Origin of the sequence: Microbacterium sp. NPDC076768 (genome assembly GCF_040687205.1) — a bacterium.
Classification (GTDB): Bacteria; Actinomycetota; Actinomycetes; order Actinomycetales; family Microbacteriaceae; genus Microbacterium.
This window is the reverse complement of the sequence record NZ_JBFBMU010000003.1, coordinates 273,501-289,657: the sequence shown is the minus strand read 5'-3', so window position 1 is coordinate 289,657 and position 16,157 is coordinate 273,501. Positions and strand designations below refer to the sequence as shown.

Annotated in this window: 16 protein-coding genes; 10 read left to right on the top strand and 6 right to left on the bottom strand. The window is 61.8% G+C overall.

What is annotated here, in order from left to right; translation table 11 throughout:
- The first annotated feature begins 2 nt into the window (after nt 1–2).
- Nucleotides 3–941 (top strand): pseudouridine synthase, encoded by a 939-nt coding sequence (locus tag AB0O87_RS13535; RefSeq protein WP_363517016.1) that lies wholly within the window; start codon nt 3–5, stop codon nt 939–941.
- Here AB0O87_RS13535 and AB0O87_RS13530 read toward each other — a convergent pair.
- The 4 genes from AB0O87_RS13530 to AB0O87_RS13515 all read right to left on the bottom strand — a co-directional run bounded on the left by AB0O87_RS13530 (nt 928) and on the right by AB0O87_RS13515 (nt 5,591).
- Nucleotides 928–1,590 carry a methionine ABC transporter permease gene (locus tag AB0O87_RS13530; RefSeq protein WP_363517013.1) on the bottom strand — a complete coding sequence of 221 codons (663 nt, stop codon included), beginning with the start codon at nt 1,588–1,590 and terminating at the stop codon, nt 928–930. The genes AB0O87_RS13535 and AB0O87_RS13530 overlap by 14 nt on opposite strands.
- Nucleotides 1,590–2,633, bottom strand: coding sequence for a methionine ABC transporter ATP-binding protein (locus AB0O87_RS13525; protein ID WP_363517010.1), 1,044 nt, complete (start codon nt 2,631–2,633; stop codon nt 1,590–1,592). The genes AB0O87_RS13530 and AB0O87_RS13525 overlap by 1 nt, the downstream gene beginning before the upstream one ends.
- 58 nt (nt 2,634–2,691) lie before the next feature.
- Entirely contained in the window at nt 2,692–3,597 is a 906-nt protein-coding gene (locus AB0O87_RS13520) for a MetQ/NlpA family ABC transporter substrate-binding protein (RefSeq protein ID WP_363517007.1), read from the bottom strand.
- 131 nt (nt 3,598–3,728) lie between these two features.
- Nucleotides 3,729–5,591 carry an ABC-F family ATP-binding cassette domain-containing protein gene (locus AB0O87_RS13515; RefSeq protein WP_363517004.1) on the bottom strand — a complete coding sequence of 621 codons (1,863 nt, stop codon included), beginning with the start codon at nt 5,589–5,591 and terminating at the stop codon, nt 3,729–3,731.
- A gap of 142 nt (nt 5,592–5,733) precedes the next feature.
- On the opposite strand from AB0O87_RS13515, the gene AB0O87_RS13510 reads away from it, so the two are divergent.
- Genes AB0O87_RS13510 through AB0O87_RS13495 form a run of 4 tightly spaced genes read left to right on the top strand, consistent with a single transcriptional unit; the run spans nt 5,734 to nt 8,087 of the window.
- Complete coding sequence (locus AB0O87_RS13510) at nt 5,734–6,606, top strand: SDR family oxidoreductase (RefSeq protein WP_363517001.1); 873 nt, start codon at nt 5,734–5,736, stop codon at nt 6,604–6,606.
- Nucleotides 6,607–6,615: 9 nt separating this feature from the next.
- Complete coding sequence (locus AB0O87_RS13505; RefSeq protein WP_363516998.1) at nt 6,616–7,266, top strand: HAD-IA family hydrolase; 651 nt, start codon at nt 6,616–6,618, stop codon at nt 7,264–7,266.
- 54 nt (nt 7,267–7,320) lie between these two features.
- On the top strand, nt 7,321–7,677 hold the full coding sequence (locus AB0O87_RS13500) for a DUF202 domain-containing protein (RefSeq protein ID WP_363516996.1): 357 nt from the start codon (nt 7,321–7,323) through the stop codon (nt 7,675–7,677).
- Nucleotides 7,674–8,087, top strand: a complete 414-nt coding sequence (locus AB0O87_RS13495) for a DUF202 domain-containing protein (protein ID WP_363516993.1) — start codon at nt 7,674–7,676, stop codon at nt 8,085–8,087. Before AB0O87_RS13500 ends, AB0O87_RS13495 begins: the two co-directional genes overlap by 4 nt.
- Here AB0O87_RS13495 and AB0O87_RS13490 read toward each other — a convergent pair.
- On the bottom strand, nt 8,007–9,605 hold the full coding sequence (locus tag AB0O87_RS13490; RefSeq protein WP_363516990.1) for a DUF222 domain-containing protein: 1,599 nt from the start codon (nt 9,603–9,605) through the stop codon (nt 8,007–8,009). The two genes, AB0O87_RS13495 and AB0O87_RS13490, sit on opposite strands and share 81 nt — an antisense overlap.
- Before the next feature lie 613 nt (nt 9,606–10,218).
- Between AB0O87_RS13490 and AB0O87_RS13485 the strand changes: the two genes are divergently transcribed.
- Together AB0O87_RS13485 and AB0O87_RS13480 are read left to right on the top strand one after the other, a co-directional pair.
- Complete coding sequence (locus tag AB0O87_RS13485; RefSeq protein ID WP_363516987.1) at nt 10,219–10,596, top strand: PH domain-containing protein; 378 nt, start codon at nt 10,219–10,221, stop codon at nt 10,594–10,596.
- Nucleotides 10,589–12,025, top strand: coding sequence for a PH domain-containing protein (locus AB0O87_RS13480; RefSeq protein WP_363516985.1), 1,437 nt, complete (start codon nt 10,589–10,591; stop codon nt 12,023–12,025). Before AB0O87_RS13485 ends, AB0O87_RS13480 begins: the two co-directional genes overlap by 8 nt.
- On the opposite strand, the gene AB0O87_RS13475 is transcribed toward AB0O87_RS13480, so the two are convergent.
- On the bottom strand, nt 12,022–12,459 hold the full coding sequence (locus tag AB0O87_RS13475; protein ID WP_363516982.1) for an Lrp/AsnC family transcriptional regulator: 438 nt from the start codon (nt 12,457–12,459) through the stop codon (nt 12,022–12,024). The genes AB0O87_RS13480 and AB0O87_RS13475 overlap by 4 nt on opposite strands.
- Nucleotides 12,460–12,609: 150 nt before the next feature.
- On the opposite strand from AB0O87_RS13475, the gene AB0O87_RS13470 reads away from it, so the two are divergent.
- From AB0O87_RS13470 to AB0O87_RS13460, 3 genes are read left to right on the top strand one after another with little or no spacing between them, the layout of a single operon-like run.
- Nucleotides 12,610–13,725, top strand: a complete 1,116-nt coding sequence (locus AB0O87_RS13470) for a thiamine pyrophosphate-dependent enzyme (RefSeq protein ID WP_363516979.1) — start codon at nt 12,610–12,612, stop codon at nt 13,723–13,725.
- Nucleotides 13,725–14,759, top strand: a complete 1,035-nt coding sequence (locus tag AB0O87_RS13465; protein WP_363516976.1) for an alpha-ketoacid dehydrogenase subunit beta — start codon at nt 13,725–13,727, stop codon at nt 14,757–14,759. The genes AB0O87_RS13470 and AB0O87_RS13465 overlap by 1 nt, the downstream gene beginning before the upstream one ends.
- Nucleotides 14,756–16,132 carry a dihydrolipoamide acetyltransferase family protein gene (locus AB0O87_RS13460; RefSeq protein ID WP_363516973.1) on the top strand — a complete coding sequence of 459 codons (1,377 nt, stop codon included), beginning with the start codon at nt 14,756–14,758 and terminating at the stop codon, nt 16,130–16,132. Before AB0O87_RS13465 ends, AB0O87_RS13460 begins: the two co-directional genes overlap by 4 nt.
- Nucleotides 16,133–16,157 lie beyond the last annotated feature (25 nt).

Below are 16,157 nucleotides of genomic sequence, written 5' to 3'. Positions count from 1 at the left end.
GCATGCCATCCCCTCTACCCGTGCGCGATGGCGTGGGTGCCACGCGCCTGCATGTGCCGCTTGCAGGCCCCTGGCCCACGGTGTCGGCCTACATGGTGGAGCGCTTTTTTCACCTTGACCCCGATTACCTGCTCCAGCGATTCGACCGCGGAGATGTCGTCACCAGTGACGGATCATCGGTCGCCCGCGACGCCGCGCTGGGGAGTGTGGAGTTCGTTTGGTACTACCGGGATCCGCCGCCCGAAACGCGAATTCCTTTCGAAGTCGAGATTTTGCACCAGGACGATGACCTTCTCGTGGTGGACAAGCCGCATTTCTTGCCCACCACCCCGGGGGGGAAATTTCTGCAGAACTCTGCCCTGGTGCGGTTGCGCAATCTGCTCGGCAACTCAGATCTCGCGCCGATCCACCGCCTCGACCGTGCGACAGCCGGTCTGCTGATGTTCTCGACGCGGCCGGCCACGCGGGGCGCCTATCAGCTGCTGTTCGAAAACAGACAGGTGCAGAAGGTGTACGAGGCGGTCTCCGCTCTTCCGACGGACGGCGCGCTACCGTCGCTTCCGCTCGTCTACCGCAACAACATCCTGAAGCTGCGCGGTCAAGTGCGCGTGCAGGTCGACGATGCCAAGGAGCCGAACTCCGAAACGCTCATCGAACTCCTCGGCAGAGACGACCACGTGGTGCATACGCTGCTTCGACCGCACAGCGGCAAGATGCATCAGTTGCGCGTGCACCTTGCCGCACTCGGTCTCGGCATCTTGAACGATCGGTTCTATCCCGAACTGCTGGCAGACATGCCGGATGATTTCGACAAGCCGCTGCAGCTGCTCGCCAGGGAACTGCGTTTTGTCGACCCTTTGAGCGGCCATGATCGGGTGTTCACCACGCGGCGCGCCCTGCGAGAAGCCCCCTCCGAGGGCGATCCCGTCAGCGACGCATGACCTTGCGCGCGAGTCGGTTCCCCAACAGCTGCACGAGATGGACGAATACGACGATCAAGATGATCGCTGCCCACATCACCACCGGCTCAAACTGACGGAAGCCATAGACCTGGGCAAAGGCACCGAGGCCACCGCCTCCAATGAGTCCTGCCATCGCGGTCATATCGATCAGCGCGACGATCACGAAGGTATAGCCCAGGATGAGCGGCCCTAGCGCCTCCGGAATAGCCACAGTGAAGAGGATCCGCCAGGGCCCTGCCCCCATCGCCCGAGCTGCTTCGATGACGCCGGTGGGGACGGACACCAGGTGCTGCTCGACGATGCGCCCGATGGCGAAAGACGCCGCAAGTCCGATCGCAAAGGCACCGGCATTCGTGCCGATTCCCGTACCGATCACCACACGCGCCAGCGGCTGCGAGATTGCAGCAATGAAGATGACGAACGGGATCGGACGGAAGATGTTGATGATGGTGTTCACGACCACATTGATCGGACGGTTAGGCAGGATGCCTCCGTTCCGAGTGATGTAGAGCATGACTCCCCAGAGGAGACCGACGATGCCGCCGAACAGCAGGGCGACCGAGGTCATGTAGAGGGTCTCCAGCGCTGCCACCCAGAACTGGGGCCACAATTCGACAAGACGCTCCATCAGCGCGTCTCCTCTCCGGCGATCTCAGTAACTTCGATGCGCGCACCTATTTCTGCAAGCACCCGATCGACCGTCGCGTTTTCCCCGCGAATCGCGAGGGTGAGATGCCCAAAGGCCCGACCGCGAATGTCGTTTATGCCGCCGTACACCAGCTCGAAGTCGAGACCAGCAGTCGCAAGGTCCACGAACACCTGAGCCTGGGAAGAGTCTCCGTCGCGGAAGGAGAAGGTGACCAGCCGTCCGGTGTGCCGCTCGCGGAGAACGGCGAGTTCTGACGGCGACGGAACTCCCTTGACGACGGTGCCCACAAAGCGCTGCGATGCGTGGTTCTGCGGGGCGGAGAAGACCTCGTACACATCGCCCTGCTCGATGACCCGGCCTGCCTCCATCACTGCCACCTTGGTCGCGATTGTCTGAATCACGTCCATTTCGTGAGTGATGATGACGATGGTCACACCGTGCTCCTCGTTCACACGTTTCAGTAGGTCGAGCACTTCGTGAGTCGTTTGGGGATCGAGCGCACTGGTCGCCTCATCCGCGAGCAGAATCGACGGACCAGTGGCGAGAGCCCTCGCGATACCGACACGCTGCTTTTGGCCTCCCGATAACTGCTCTGGGTAGGACTTGGCTTTGTCGGAAAGTCCAACGAAATCCAGAAGCTCGGCAACGCGGGCATCGATGTCTGTCTTCGCCCAGCCTGCGAGCTTGAGCGGGTAAGCCACATTTGCTCGCACGCTTTGAGCCGAGAACAGATTGAACTGCTGGAAGATCATGCCAATACCGCCACGCACCTTGCGCAGTTCACGCTCGCGAAGTGCGGTGATGTCTACGCCATCAACGGTGATCGTTCCCCCTGTTGCCGGCTCAAGCGCGTTGATCAGCCGCACGAGTGTCGACTTACCGGCACCCGAGTAGCCGATGATGCCGAAAACGTCGCCCTTCTCGATCTCCAGGGTCACATCGTCAACGGCAACCATCTCCTGCCCGCCAGAGTTCGGTGACGGGTAGGTTTTTGACACGTTCGATAGCGTCACGATCGGCATGAAAGCTCCGGTCTACAGCTCAAGAAAAAGACCCCAGGGGGACGAAATCGCGGATTGATCAGCCTTGCGCTCTGGTGTCCTTTTGAACCTTCGCGAGCGAGTCGACCAGATCTTCCGCAGGAACCTGCACGGCAGCCGCGACGTTTCCCGATGATTCTTGGAGCCCTGCCTGGACATCCGCATCTGTCTGGAAGATCTCGACAAGCTTGAGATACGTCTCGTTGTCGGCGTCTTCTGCCTTCGCAGCGAAGATGTTCACGTACGGCAGAGCATTTGCATCCTCTGGGTCGTCCTGTGCGAGCGCATCGTCGAACGTGAGACCCGCGTCAGTGACGAAGTCGTTGTTGACGATCGCCGCGGCAACGTCCGGGAGCGACGTAGGGATGAGGGCGGCCTCAAGCGCGGTGACCTTCACCTTCGACTTGTCGGTGTCGATGTCGGCGAGGTCTGAGAAGATCGTGCCCCCGCTCTTCAGCTCCACGAGCCCCGCTGATTGCAACACCAGCAGCGCGCGCGCTTGGTTTGAGGCGTCGTCTGGAACAGCAACGGTCTCGTTCTTCGGGATGCTCTTCACATCATCGAACTTCGTTGAGTAGAGGCCAAGCGGGTAGATCGCTGTGGAACCGATGGGGGTGAGATCGTTGCCTGATGCTTCGTTGTACTCGGCGAGATAGACGATGTGCTGGAACTGATTGAGATCCAGCTCCCCCTCGGCTAGCGCGGGATTCGGCTGCTCGTATGAACCGAAGTTGACGAGTTCAACGCTGATGTCTTCCGCAGCTGCTGCCGCCACAAACGGCGCCCACTGCGCGTCCCCGTCGTTGACGACACCGATTCTTACGGTCTCGTTCTCAGCCGAGCTCTCACCTCCAGAGTCGGGGGATGCAGACGCGCAGCCCGCGAGGGTGACGGCAAAGGGGACCACGGCGAGCGTGGCGAGAACGGAGAGAGTGCGACGTGACATGTGAGGTTCCTTCCTGGCGGACGGGAACACGTTACGCAGAGGCTTCAGCGCACAGAGAATCGTTCGTCACACAGGGTCACAGCCGACCGGCATATCAGTCAGAGGGGGTCTCACATGGTCGCCCTTGGCTCTTAGCCAACCTCATCGGTCAGCTCGAACCAGCGCATCTCCAGCTCTTCAATCTCTGCCTGCTGATCGCTGATCTTCTTCATGCGCTCAGCGAGGCCCTCATAATCGGCCTGATCATGATCAGCGAGGGCAGTCTTGGCTGCATTCATCTGCTGGGTGAGTTTCTGGATGCGTCGCTCCAGCGAAGAAATCTCTTTCTGCGCCGTGCGCAGGGCAGCACCGTCGAGCCCCTTGGGTGTGGTGGTCTCGGTCGCCGCAGCGGTAGCGGTCTGCTTCGTGGTGGCAGCATCTTGCAGCTGACGAAGACGCAGGTACTCGTCCACTCCGCCGGGGAGGTGCCGGAGCTGCCCGTCGAGGATCGCGTACTGCTGATCGGTGACGCGCTCCAGGAAATACCGATCGTGGCTCACCACCAGCAGAGTGCCTGACCACGAATCGAGAAGATCTTCGATCGCGGCGAGCATGTCGGTGTCCAGGTCGTTGGTCGGCTCGTCGAGGATCAGCACGTTCGGCTGTTCAAGCAACACAAGCAGCAGCTGCAGTCGGCGCTGTTGACCACCGGAGAGGTCTTTGACCTTCGTAGACAGCTGCGCGGAGGAGAAGCCCAGCCGCTCGAGCAATTGGCCTGGCGTCAGGTCTTGCGCCTTCGATCCCGCACCCAGGGTGTAGGAGGTGCGGAGTCCGGAGATGACGACGCGCACCGGGTCTTTCCAGTACTGGTCAAGCTCATCGAGCCGCTGCGTCAACGTCTGCACCTTGACGGTTTTGCCTCGTTTGACCCGACCAACCGTCGGTTCGACGGTGCCGGAAATAAGCCCGAGCAAAGTGGACTTGCCCGCACCATTCACGCCGAGAATGCCGGTGCGCTCCCCCGGCGCGATGCGCCACTCCACGTCGCGCAACACCACTTTCTCCCCTGAGCCCCCGGTCCCTGAGCCCCCGGTCCCTGAGCCCCCGGTCCCTGAGCCTGTCGAAGGGTAAGTCACCCCCACATCGAGCAGGTCAACGACGTCTTTGCCGAGGCGCGAAACAGCAAGCGACTGCAGCGATACTTTGTCGCGAATCTCCGGCACATCGGCGATGAGGTCGTTGGCGGCGTCGATGCGGAACTTCGGCTTGGCCGTCCGCGCTGGGGCTCCGCGGCGAAGCCAGGCGAGCTCCTTGCGCGCCAAGTTCTGACGCTTTGCCTCGACGGTCGCCGCCATCCGGTCGCGCTCAACGCGTTGCAAGATGTATGCGGCGTATCCGCCCTCGAAAGGTTCGACAAGGCGGTCGTGCACTTCCCAGGTTTCGGTGCAGATCTCGTCGAGGAACCACCGGTCGTGTGTCACGACCATGAGCGCACCTGAGTTCGTGGGCCAGCGCTTTTTCAAGTGTCCTGCGAGCCAGGTAATGGCTTCGACATCGAGGTGGTTTGTGGGCTCATCGAGGGCAATCACGTCCCAATCCCCGGTGAGGAGTTTGGCGAGCGAGACTCTGCGTCGTTGTCCGCCGCTGAGCGAACCGATCTCCGCGTCCCAGGGGAGGTCAGCGAGAAGGCCGTCGATCACGTCGCGGATGCGCGCGTCTCCAGCCCATTCGTATTCCGGGGTGTCGCCGACAACTGCGGCGCTGATGGTGAGGTCGTCTGGCAGGTTGTCTGCCTGGTCAAGGACACCGATAGTCGTGCCTTTGCGCACGGTGACGCGTCCGGAGTTCGGTTCCTTTATGCCAGCCAACATTCCCAGCAGGCTGGACTTGCCGTCGCCGTTGCGACCGACGATGCCAATACGATTCCCCTCCTCGATGCCGAGGGTCACGGAGTCAAAAACGACTCTGGTCGGATATTCGAGGTGGAGGGCTTCTGCCCCGAGAAGATGTGCCATGTTCCTTCCAGAGTAGGTGACCCTGCGCGGAACACCGACGTGGGCGAGGGTTCTCCGCGCTAGCATCGTCTTCATGAAATGCCTGTGACGCCTTCTCCTCACGTCCGTGCGCCGTCTTCTGGCGCGTCTGAAGGGTTCACCTATGCATGAGAATTTTCCTCTGAGCGGCAAGACTGCTCTCGTCACCGGCGTCTCCCGTCGTCGAGGTATCGGTTTCGGCATCGCCTCGAAACTCGCCTCTCTCGGGGCCAGCGTCGTGTTTCAGCACCATCACGAACACGACCTCGCCCAGCCGTGGGGCGGTGATGATCTCTCCGCCGTGCGAGAGGGCATCCGCACATGCCTTGTCGGCGACGCCCGTATCGATGACGTCGGAGCGGACCTCGCCGACGAAGCGTCCGTTTCGTCGGTCGTTGAAACCGCCGCGGGCCTCAACGGCTCGATCGACATTCTGGTCTGCAACCATGCAAAGAGCGGTGACGACGGCAGCATCCTCGACATGACTCCCGAGCGGCTCGACGCGTTCTGGGATGTGAATACACGATCAACTCTCCTGCTGACGGCTGAGTTTGCGCGACGCAAGACTTCCGCCGCAGACACGGCAAGACGCCCGGGAGAGCGACTTTCCGGCCAGAAGCCCTTCACTGCACCCCAGGGTCATGTGTTTTGGATGACTTCAGGACAAGGGCACGGTCCGATGCGTGGGGAGATCGCGTATGCCACCAGCAAAGCGGCCCTCGCGGGGGTCACCGCCTCGGTCGCCGCTGAACTGCTGGAACTCGGCATCGTCTTGAACACGGTGAACCCCGGACCAGTGAACACTGGCTACATGGACCCGGAGACGACGGATCGGCCACTGGGCGAGCTCGACCAGTACTTGGCGACAACCCCCTTCGGACGATTCGGGGTGCCTGCTGATCCAGCGGAGCTAATCGGATGGCTTTCCACATCAGCCGGAAGCTGGATAGTCGGGCAGGTGCTCACCAGCGATGGTGGTTTCAGCCTCTCGCAGTAGCCTGGCGTGGTGACCCAGACTCTCTCCGCACGCGCTGCCCTTCTCGACATGGACGGCACCCTTGTCGACTCGACCGCCGTCGTGGAACGCCTCTGGCTCGCCTGGGCCGAGCCGCACGGCATCGACCCAGAGACGGTGTTGCGCACGGTACACGGACGCCAAGGCCATCAGAGCATGGCCATCATGCTCCCGGAGCGCGATCATGCGGTGAACCTACGCGAGAACGATGTCATGCTCGCGAATGAAGCGGGCGATGTCGACGGTGTCATCGAAATCCCCGGAGCACGGGAGCTGCTGGATGCGCTACTCCCCTACCCCCATGCGATTGTCACCTCAGCAAACCTCGCATTGATGACTGCGCGGATGGGTGCAGCCGGACTCACTGTGCCGGCGCTCCATGTGACGGCCGAAGATGTGTCCGCGTCGAAGCCCGATCCTGAGGGCTTCCTCCGCGCAGCGAAGATGTTGGGAATCACCCCATCTGAGTGCATTGTCTTCGAAGACTCCGGTGCAGGAATCCAGGCGGGCCTTGCCGCTGGCATGCGCGTGGTGGGCGTCGGCCCGCACGCTGCTGCCCACCATCCGACGGTGCTCGTCCGTGACCTCTCGCAAGTTTCGGTCGCAGCGGCCGCGGACGGCTTCGAGCTGACGATCAGCTAGCACTGTCGCCAACGCGCTGATTCTGAGAACTCGTTGCGCCGCTACGATGAGTCGATGCGACGTTTTCCAGCTTCGGTGTTTGGCGTAGGAGAAGAGCCTGATCCGCGGTTCTCCATGGCGAACGAGCGCACGTTCCTCGCGTGGACCCGCACGGGACTCGCCCTCATCGCCGGTGGCGTCGCGCTTGAGGTACTTGGTCTCGACCTGCACCCTGGGCTGCGGCTCGCGGCGTCTCTTCTGCTGATCATCGCTGGCACCGCTGTCGCACCGCTGGCGTGGTGGGAATGGATGCGAGCCGAGCGCGCAATGCGCCAGTCACGCCCTTTGCCTGGCGCGTTCTCTTCTGTCGTGCTTGCTGTTGTCGTCGCGACTGTCGGATTGCTCGTCGTCGCAGGGGTGCTCTGGCGGTGACAAGCCAGGGTCCGCTTGATCCGGGACTGCAACCGGAGCGCACTGAACTGGCATGGCGTCGCACTGCCCTCGCGATTGCTGTCGGCTCTCTGGTCTCTTTGCGAATCTTCCCGCTGATGTTGCCGGAAAACGCTGCGAACTGGGGGCTGTTGCCAGGGGCGATTGGGTTAGTCGCGGCCTGCGCTCTCTGGTTTGGCTCCCGCCGCCGACAGGCGCAACTGACGGCCTGGTTGGGTTCAACAATGTCTGAACCCCACGCGAGTATCGACGGTGACCGCCAGGCAACATCGCCGACTGTGAGACCGCCGGGCGCGGGGATGCTTCTCGCCCTAACGCTGCTGGCGACTGTGTTCGGCGCCCTGGCCATCGCGATCGTCGCAGTGGTGTTCTTCGTGGGCGTCGCCAGCTAGCCGAGTCTCCTCCTCAACGGGCAGCGAGAGCGCTGAACGACCGTGCGTGTGTGCGCGTAGGTGTGAACGGGGTGCAGTGGGTGTGCGCCATTTGTGGGTGGGGTCCCACCATCCGGGTCCTTGGATTTGTGGGGTGCCGTGTTTCATGCGGATGTGCCATCCGCTGGTGTCGAGGGTGCGGTGGTGGTGCCAGCAGAGGGCGACGCCGTTGTCGGTGTGGGTGGGGCCGTTGTTGGTGTGTTCGGTGACGTGGTGGATTTCGCACCAGGTGGCCGGGACGTGGCATCCGGGGATGAGGCATGTGTGGTCGCGGAGGGTGATCGCGCGGCGTTGGTGGGCAGTGAAGATGCGGTCGGTGGTGCTGATGCCGATGATGCGTCCTGCGGGGTCGAATAGCACTCGTTGTACTCCGCCGGCGCAGGCGGTGTGGGCGGCGGTGCGCACAGGGACGGGGGTGTCGATGCCGTCGATGTGTGCCCAGCCGGAGTTCGCGGCGTAGTCTTCTGCGGTCACCGACACGATCAGGGTCGGGGCCGCACCACCCAGTCGGGGCATGTCGTCATGTCGGGCGGCGATCCCGAGTGCTGCCGCGAGCGTGTCGTGCTGTTTTTGTGCACGACTACGCGGGTCAACCATGTGTCCTGGATCGTCTTCGGGCAACAACCCGGCGCCTGCGCCGTCTGTGTCGTCCGTGTCGTCGGTGGGGCGGAAGGTGACGCCGGGGAGTGGGGGTCCGTCGACTTTGGGGTTCAAGTACGCGTCGAAGATGCGTTGCAACTGCCCCGCTGTCTCCGGCAACAGTCCACCCCTGATCGGGATGACACCGTCTTTAGCGCGTCCGAGCACAATCCCGCGGGCACGCATCGCAATATCTTCGGCGGGTTCTGCCCCGTCAGGATCCAGGTATTGCACGATCACCAACGACAGCACCCGCAAATCTTCCGGCGTCGCCACCGGCCCCACCTCTGCACCACTGTTCGGATTATCTTCTGCAGTGTCGAGGTCTGCAACAAGCCCCCGCGCATGCGCGGCAAGTTCTGCGTCGGCTCGTAACCGGTCCTCGACACGAACCCGGGCCCCGGCCTGCTCCACAGGCCCGATCGCGGCCAACACCCCGGTGACCCCGACAACCCCGTCGACCATCGCCGCCCGCAGGGCAGGCCACCGGGCCGGCAACCATTCCCCGGAGGAGATACAGATTTCGCGTCGCACTGCTTTCGCCGCTTTCACTACTCGGCCTGCACTTGCCGCATCGACTCGCAACACCCGTTGCAACAACTCGCCGACGCTCCGGCAGCCAAACAGCCCGCAGAAACCAGCTTCACCCGACCCTGCAGGACGCGCATCTACCGATGCCACCGTTTCAACGATCACCGCCTCCACGCGACGTTGCACCTCACCGGCCGCGCGCAACAACTCCATCTTCGCCGTCACCGACAACCCCGCAACTACGTCGGAACGCAACACCACATCAAGGTCAGACGAGACCTTTTCGAGAAGCTGCACCGGGTTGCTCATACCCCTCAGTCAACACGGGGCCACCGACATTCCCACCCCAATAACCCCAGCTCAGAGCAATATTCCAGCACACGACCTCGCTGGCGAAAAGTTGTACCGAAAGAGAGCGCGCCCCGCTATCTCCCCAACATCCGAGCATCGCCCTTTAGACGAAGGTTGACAGTCTGCATGTTCGGCCAGAATCACGAGGCAGGGTCTGCAAGAGAAGCCATGACCTGCGGCTAAACAATGACAAAGAAAGTGAATCGAATAATCCCAGCCGCTAGGCTAAATCACGTCCGGAGAGGTAGCGGGCAGCATGCACATGTGGCCTAGTCAAATGTGTAATAAGTGACAAAGTCAGGTCTGTGGGAGGCCTAGTAGACAACCGGGGGGAGGTTGGCATGCTGGTTTATTTGGCACGAATCGTTGGCGCTGGTATTCAGGAAGTTTCGCGTGTAGCCACGTACTTTGTGATTGGCTAGTTCCTTATAAGTGGCGCCTGTGAGATTTACTCACAGGCGCCACTTATTTGTGTGCGCAAACAGGAAATACTTAAATGCAACTCGCACCAAAAGCTGTCGTGGTAAGAACGTGGCGAGGCGTGTTTAGCGCCCTTCTGCTGATGATTCTCATGGCAACCATCGTCATATTCTTCCCCGTTTTGCAAGGGACACTCACCTATGCGGTGGTGGGGCTAATCTCTCTCGCGATCATCGTTGAGCTCGTATTGCTCACACCCGCAGCTGTGCGACGGTTTCGTTACACGGTAGCGCTGGATGGCATCCATACCTCTTCGGGCGTACTCACCACGAAGACTTGCTTCGTCCCGATGCAGCAACTCCTGGTGATCGAGAAGAACCAGGGACCGATTCTGCGCACCTACGGACTCGTGAGCATTCGATTACAGGTACCGGGCACGTTCGTCGACATCGACGGGGTCACTGAAGACGCGTTTGCTGTGCTGCAAGAAGAAGTCCGCTCGATCCTGAGCCAGCACGACCGTGGTTGAGCGAAACAGCCGTGCGATGGTCGGGACCGTCGCCGCACGGTCGCTCCTGAGCGCAACTCTCGGCGTGGGAGCCACCCTTGCCATCGGCGCGCTCGTCGAGAGGCCCGTGCCGTTCGCCGTCTATGCAATCGTGACCCTCGCCTTCACTGTGCGCCTCATCTTGGTGATCACAGAATGGTGGACAACGAGATACGAAATTCACAACGCAGAACTCGAGTACAGATCAGGCAGACTCAACTCCACCTCGCTTCACATTCCGTGGTCGAGTGTCAGAGGCATGCACGTCGAAGCACCATGGCTGCTGCGCGTGTGGCGGCGCTCCGAAGTGCGCATAATGCATGGCGCTGGTCGCGCGAGCGAAATTCACCTCAAGGCGCTGAGTGCCTCGAAAGTGGCCGAGCTGCGTACAAGTATTGAGAACGGGCGGGTAGAGGGTCTCGATTCCTCGCAAGAGACGAGCGAATTCAGATACGTGAGAACGTCTCTGTACTGTTTTGCGCACGCCCAGTGGTACTTCATCTTCCCTCTTCTCGTCGCAATACTCGGGCTCCTCTCTCGGCTGCTGCAGAAAGATCTCTTGCAGACTTCCACTTATGTGTGGGAGCGACTGGTCGCGATGCAAACCTCCGTTATCGTGCTCTCGACCCTCGGCGTCTTGTGTGTAGCGCTCACAATTGGCTACATTTCGAAATCTGCGCAGATGGCGAACTTTCGAGTGCGACACACATCGGATCTTATCGAGACGCGGCAGGGGCTCATCTCCACTCGAACTCGAACCATCAAAACCAGCGATGTCACCGTCGTGGAAGTGCAACGACCACTCCTTTTCCGGATGATGCGTCGTTCTATTGTGCTCGTGTCAGGCGGCTCTGGAGACGGTCAAACCCCCTATTTTCTCTCCTTGGATTCGACGAGAAGAGAAACATCCGCACTCGTGCGGTCTGTTTTCTCTGACTACCGCCGAACCAAGAACCTCGGCGCTTCCTCACCCGTTGGCCTCATTTTGGTGAGCATGCCGTGGATCGCGGTCACCGTAATCAGCCATGCATTGTTTCGCAACGCATGGACGCTCTCCGCTGTTTTTATCACTGGGGCGCTTATGGTGCTGTGGGCCATACGAACCAGATCGCGATTCTTGCTTGGCCCCGAAGACCTCGTCGAGATTCAGCGTGGCCTGAAGGTGCACAAGAGGTTGATCTTTCGCGCGTCTTCGATCCTGCACTACGAGTCGGTGAGGAGTGTTTTCGGACGCTGGATACCCACCAATCGCGTTCGGCTGACAATTGCAGATCGAGGCGTTCGAGAGATCTCTATTCGAGCGCTGAGCGGTGTCGAGCTCAGGGATATTCACCGCGCTCTTGCTCAGCTTCCCCATGTGGGGAGCTATCGATACGCCCGAGCCTTGGATACCCAGCTAGACGAAGGTTAGTCCCGCGGATAGTCCTCAAAAATGAGGGTCGTCCTGGTCGAACGGATCGACGGGATCGCCTGAATGTCTTCTAAGACGATGCGCCGCAGATCGCGGGCATCGTTGGCTCGCACGAGAAGAATCACGTCGAAGTCGCCCCCGACCAGCGCCATATGTTCGATCTCAGGGATCGCCCGCAACCGCTCACTCACTGATTGCCAGGTGGCTTGCTCGATAGCCAAAGTTACGTAGGCACTCGCATGATGCCCCAGCAGCACGGGGTCGGTGCGCACCGAGTATCCGGTGATAACACCCGCGTCGGTGAGTCGTTTGATCCTGGCGTGCGCGCCTGCACGCGAGATATGCACGGCCTCAGCGACCGCCGTCATCGACGCACGCGCATCGCGCCGCAACTCTTCGAGAATCGCGCGATCTGTGTCGTCCAGAGCGACCATGACACCCTCCCCGCAGCGCAGTATTTCTGACACTTCGTTCAAGAATGCATCACAAAGTGTCGTTCTATCCATACTTCACCGAAAGATCTTGGATGACTGTCGCGTCGGAGTCATGCTGTCTTCATCGAGTTCGGCAAGGAAGGCGAGCGCATGCAGCACCCAGATCTACTCCCGCGAGACACAGCGGTACGACTGATCGACGAGCACGGCGAGACGGTAGCGGACGCACACTACGCACTCCCCGACACCGAGACGTTGCTCGCCGCCTACCGAGGCCTCGTCGAGGGACGACGCATCAACGATCAGGCTGGCGCTTTGGTGCGCCAGGGACGCCTTGCGGTCTACCCGTCATCACACGGACAGGAAGCGTGTCAGATCGGTGCGGCAATGATTCTCGGAGATGCGGACTGGCTGTTTCCGACGTACCGCGACTCGGTCGCCGTGATTGCGCGCGGAGTCGCACCGGCAGATGCGCTCGTGCTCCTCAAGGGCGATTGGCATTCTGGCTACGATGTGCGCGCGCACCGCGTCGCCCCTCAGGCGACTCCACTGGCCACACAGCTTCTTCATGCCGTCGGCTTCGCCCAAGCGGCGAAGTATCGCGGCGAAGGCACCGTAGTGCTCGCTCTCTGCGGCGATGGAGCTACCAGCGAGGGTGACTTCCATGAAGCCATGAACTTCGCCGCCGTCTTCCACGTTCCCGTTGTTTTCTTCGTGCAAAACAACGAGTTTGCGATCTCCGTTCCCCTCTCGCGTCAGACCGCGGCCCCCTCCCTCGCCCACAAGGCGATCGGCTACGGAATGCCGGGACAGCGTGTTGACGGAAACGACGTCGCCGCCGTTTTGGCAGTCCTCGGAGAAGCCGTCGACCGTGCTCGCTCAGGCGGCGGACCCTCGCTTGTCGAAGCGCACACCTACCGGATGCAGGCGCATACCAATGCAGATGACGACTCGCGGTACCGCGAGCGCGATGAGGTGCAGGCATGGATTGCCCGCGACCCATTGCTTCGCCTCCGAGCGCACCTCACCGCCGCTGGCGCTCTTGACACCGCCACAGAAGAGAGATTCGCCGCAGGCGCCGAAGAGATCGCCGCAGCTATGCGGGCGGCATTGAACACCGATGCCGACCTCGACCCAGAAGATCTGTTCCGCTTCGTCACCGCCGAGCGCTCCTCGCAGCTCGATGAGCAGTGGCAGCTGCTCCGCGACGAGATCGAGCGATCGCAACTCGCGGATGCAGACGCCACGGCTCCGGGAGGCAAGTGATGACGAGGACCCAGGACGACCTTCGCACCGACAGCGCGATCGGAACTATGAACACGACCACGATGAGCATGGCCGCGGCACTCAACAGGGCACTCGCCGACGCCATCGCCGATGACCCAGACGTCGTCGTTTTTGGAGAAGACGTCGGGGCACTGGGTGGTGTCTTCCGGATCACCGATGGGCTCACTGCTCGGTTCGGTGAAGAGCGTTGCTTCGATACGCCCCTTGCCGAGGCTGGCATCGTCGGCACCGCGGTTGGCATGGCAATGAACGGTATGCGCCCGGTCATCGAGATGCAGTTCGATGCCTTCGCGCTGCCGGCGTTCGAACAGATCGTCGGCCACGTGGCCAAACTCGGCAACCGCACACGAGGCGGCATGCGGATGCCGCTGGTTATCCGGATTCCCTACGGCGGCGGCATCGGCGGAGTGGAGCACCACTGCGATTCGTCTGAGGCCTATTACGCGCACACTCCCGGCCTCACGGTGATCAGCCCCTCCACACCGCAAGATGCATACTCGCTGCTGCGGGCCGCTATTGCGTCTGCCGACCCTGTGATCTTTCTTGAGCCGAAAAAGCTCTACTGGACTAAGGGCGAAGTCGACACCTCGGTCACGGCCGAGCTGGGCACGGCTCGCATCGCTCGTGCGGGGACAGACGTCACCCTGCTTGCTTACGGGGCAGCCGTATCACTTGCGATCGAAGCGGCCGAGGTCGCGGAAAGTGAGGGAAGAAGCGTGCAGGTGGTAGATGTGCGCTCGCTCTCGCCTTTCGATGACGCCACGGTGATGGCGGCGGTGAAGTCGACTGGCCGCGCTGTTGTGATCGCCGAAGCGCCAGGCTACGTCAGCGTGGCGTCCGAGATTCAAGCACGGGTGTTCGAGCGGTGCTTCGAGTTTCTTGAAGCACCGGTACGCCGGGTCACGGGTTTTGACACACCATATGCACCCCCCAAGCTCGAGCACTGGTATCTCCCAGACATCGATCGCGTACTCGATGCGATCGACACGCTGCACTTTGATGAGGACGCATGAGCACCCACGTAAAACCGCAGAGCACCGCGAAGGTTTTCCGTCTTCCCGACCTTGGCGAGGGGCTCACCGAGGCAGGGCTCGTGCAGTGGCTCGTCGCTGTCGGCGACACCATCACCACCGACCAGCCCATCGCTGAGGTAGAGACGGCGAAGAGCATCGTCGAGTTGCCATCGCCGTTCGCCGGAGTCGTGACCGCGTTGCATGGTGACGCTGGCGACACCATCGACGTCGGCGCTCCCGTTCTGGAAGTCGCTGATCCCGCAGCCGCAGCCGCAGACGCAGCCGACGTGGAGCACGAAAACTATCGCCAGGAAGAACGCGCCGGCTCAGGCAATGTGTTGATCGGGTACGGCACCACGAGCAACACCACAAAGGGACGACGGCGTCCCGCCGTATCTTCGAGCAGAGAACGCCGCCCCGATGCTGCTGCGTCAGCGCCAGCTCCCGTGGAGCGAACGGACTCCCCCATCGCCGCTCGATCCCCCATCGCCGTTCGCTCTCCCATTGTGCGTCGGCTTGCGCGAGACCTCGGCGTCGACGTCCGCAGCATCACCGCGACCGGCACCGACGGTGCAATCACCCGCGCCGATGTGTTGCGCGCCGCCGTCGACACGGCGGTCGATGGCGCGCACGAGCAGCACCGCTCCGCGGCGGGAGCTGGCCACGTCGTGGACGGCCTCCCTGTGGTCTCACGCGAGCGGATGTCGCCGCTGCGTCGAGCCGTCAGCGCAAAACTCACCCGCAGCCGGTCAGAGATTCCCGAGGCGACGGTGTGGGTCGATGTCGATGCCACTGCGCTGTGGGATCTCCGCTCAGAGATGGCTCCCGCAGGAGAAAAGGCGCCGTCTGTGACCTCGTTGCTCGCTCGCTTTGTGCTTCTGGCGCTAGAGGACTACCCCGTGCTGGCATCGCGGCTGAGCGACGACGGCGACGAGCTCATCTCTTTCGAGGGAGTGAATCTGGGGGTCGCCGCCGACACTGAACGCGGCCTGATGGTGCCCGTCATTCCTCAGGCACATGCGTTGAGTGTGGAGCAGCTCGATGCAGCGCTCCGCGAACTCGCCGCTACCGCGCGCGCAGGAAGCATGCCGCCAGAGCGCCTGCGCGGCTCGACCTTCACGCTGAACAACTACGGCGGACTCGGAGTAGACGGGTCGGCCGCGATCATCAATCACCCTGACGTTGCGATTCTGGGGATCGGCCGCATTATCGAACGCCCGTGGGTGGTGGAGGGCGCCATCGTGCCCCGACGCATCATGCAGCTCTCGCTCGCTTTCGACCACCGCGTGTGTGACGGCGGGTACGCGGCTGGCTTTATCCGTCGCGTCACCGAGCTCATCGAACATCCACTGCGCGCGTTCGGGAGAGTCTGATCGAATCCGCCAAAAAGTCTCGATC

Excerpts from the sequence above, each read along its gene's own strand:
- AB0O87_RS13535 (WP_363517016.1), top strand. The coding sequence starts at position 3 with ATGCCATCCCCTCTACCCGTGCGCGATGGCGTGGGTGCCACGCGCCTG.
- AB0O87_RS13530 (WP_363517013.1), bottom strand. The coding sequence starts at position 1,590 with ATGGAGCGTCTTGTCGAATTGTGGCCCCAGTTCTGGGTGGCAGCGCTG.
- AB0O87_RS13525 (WP_363517010.1), bottom strand. The coding sequence starts at position 2,633 with ATGCCGATCGTGACGCTATCGAACGTGTCAAAAACCTACCCGTCACCG.
- AB0O87_RS13520 (WP_363517007.1), bottom strand. The coding sequence starts at position 3,597 with ATGTCACGTCGCACTCTCTCCGTTCTCGCCACGCTCGCCGTGGTCCCC.
- AB0O87_RS13515 (WP_363517004.1), bottom strand. The coding sequence starts at position 5,591 with ATGGCACATCTTCTCGGGGCAGAAGCCCTCCACCTCGAATATCCGACC.
- AB0O87_RS13510 (WP_363517001.1), top strand. The coding sequence starts at position 5,734 with ATGCATGAGAATTTTCCTCTGAGCGGCAAGACTGCTCTCGTCACCGGC.
- AB0O87_RS13500 (WP_363516996.1), top strand. The coding sequence starts at position 7,321 with ATGCGACGTTTTCCAGCTTCGGTGTTTGGCGTAGGAGAAGAGCCTGAT.
- AB0O87_RS13490 (WP_363516990.1), bottom strand. The coding sequence starts at position 9,605 with ATGAGCAACCCGGTGCAGCTTCTCGAAAAGGTCTCGTCTGACCTTGAT.
- AB0O87_RS13485 (WP_363516987.1), top strand. The coding sequence starts at position 10,219 with ATGGCAACCATCGTCATATTCTTCCCCGTTTTGCAAGGGACACTCACC.
- AB0O87_RS13475 (WP_363516982.1), bottom strand. The coding sequence starts at position 12,459 with ATGGTCGCTCTGGACGACACAGATCGCGCGATTCTCGAAGAGTTGCGG.
- AB0O87_RS13470 (WP_363516979.1), top strand. The coding sequence starts at position 12,610 with ATGCAGCACCCAGATCTACTCCCGCGAGACACAGCGGTACGACTGATC.
- AB0O87_RS13465 (WP_363516976.1), top strand. The coding sequence starts at position 13,725 with ATGACGAGGACCCAGGACGACCTTCGCACCGACAGCGCGATCGGAACT.
- AB0O87_RS13460 (WP_363516973.1), top strand. The coding sequence starts at position 14,756 with ATGAGCACCCACGTAAAACCGCAGAGCACCGCGAAGGTTTTCCGTCTT.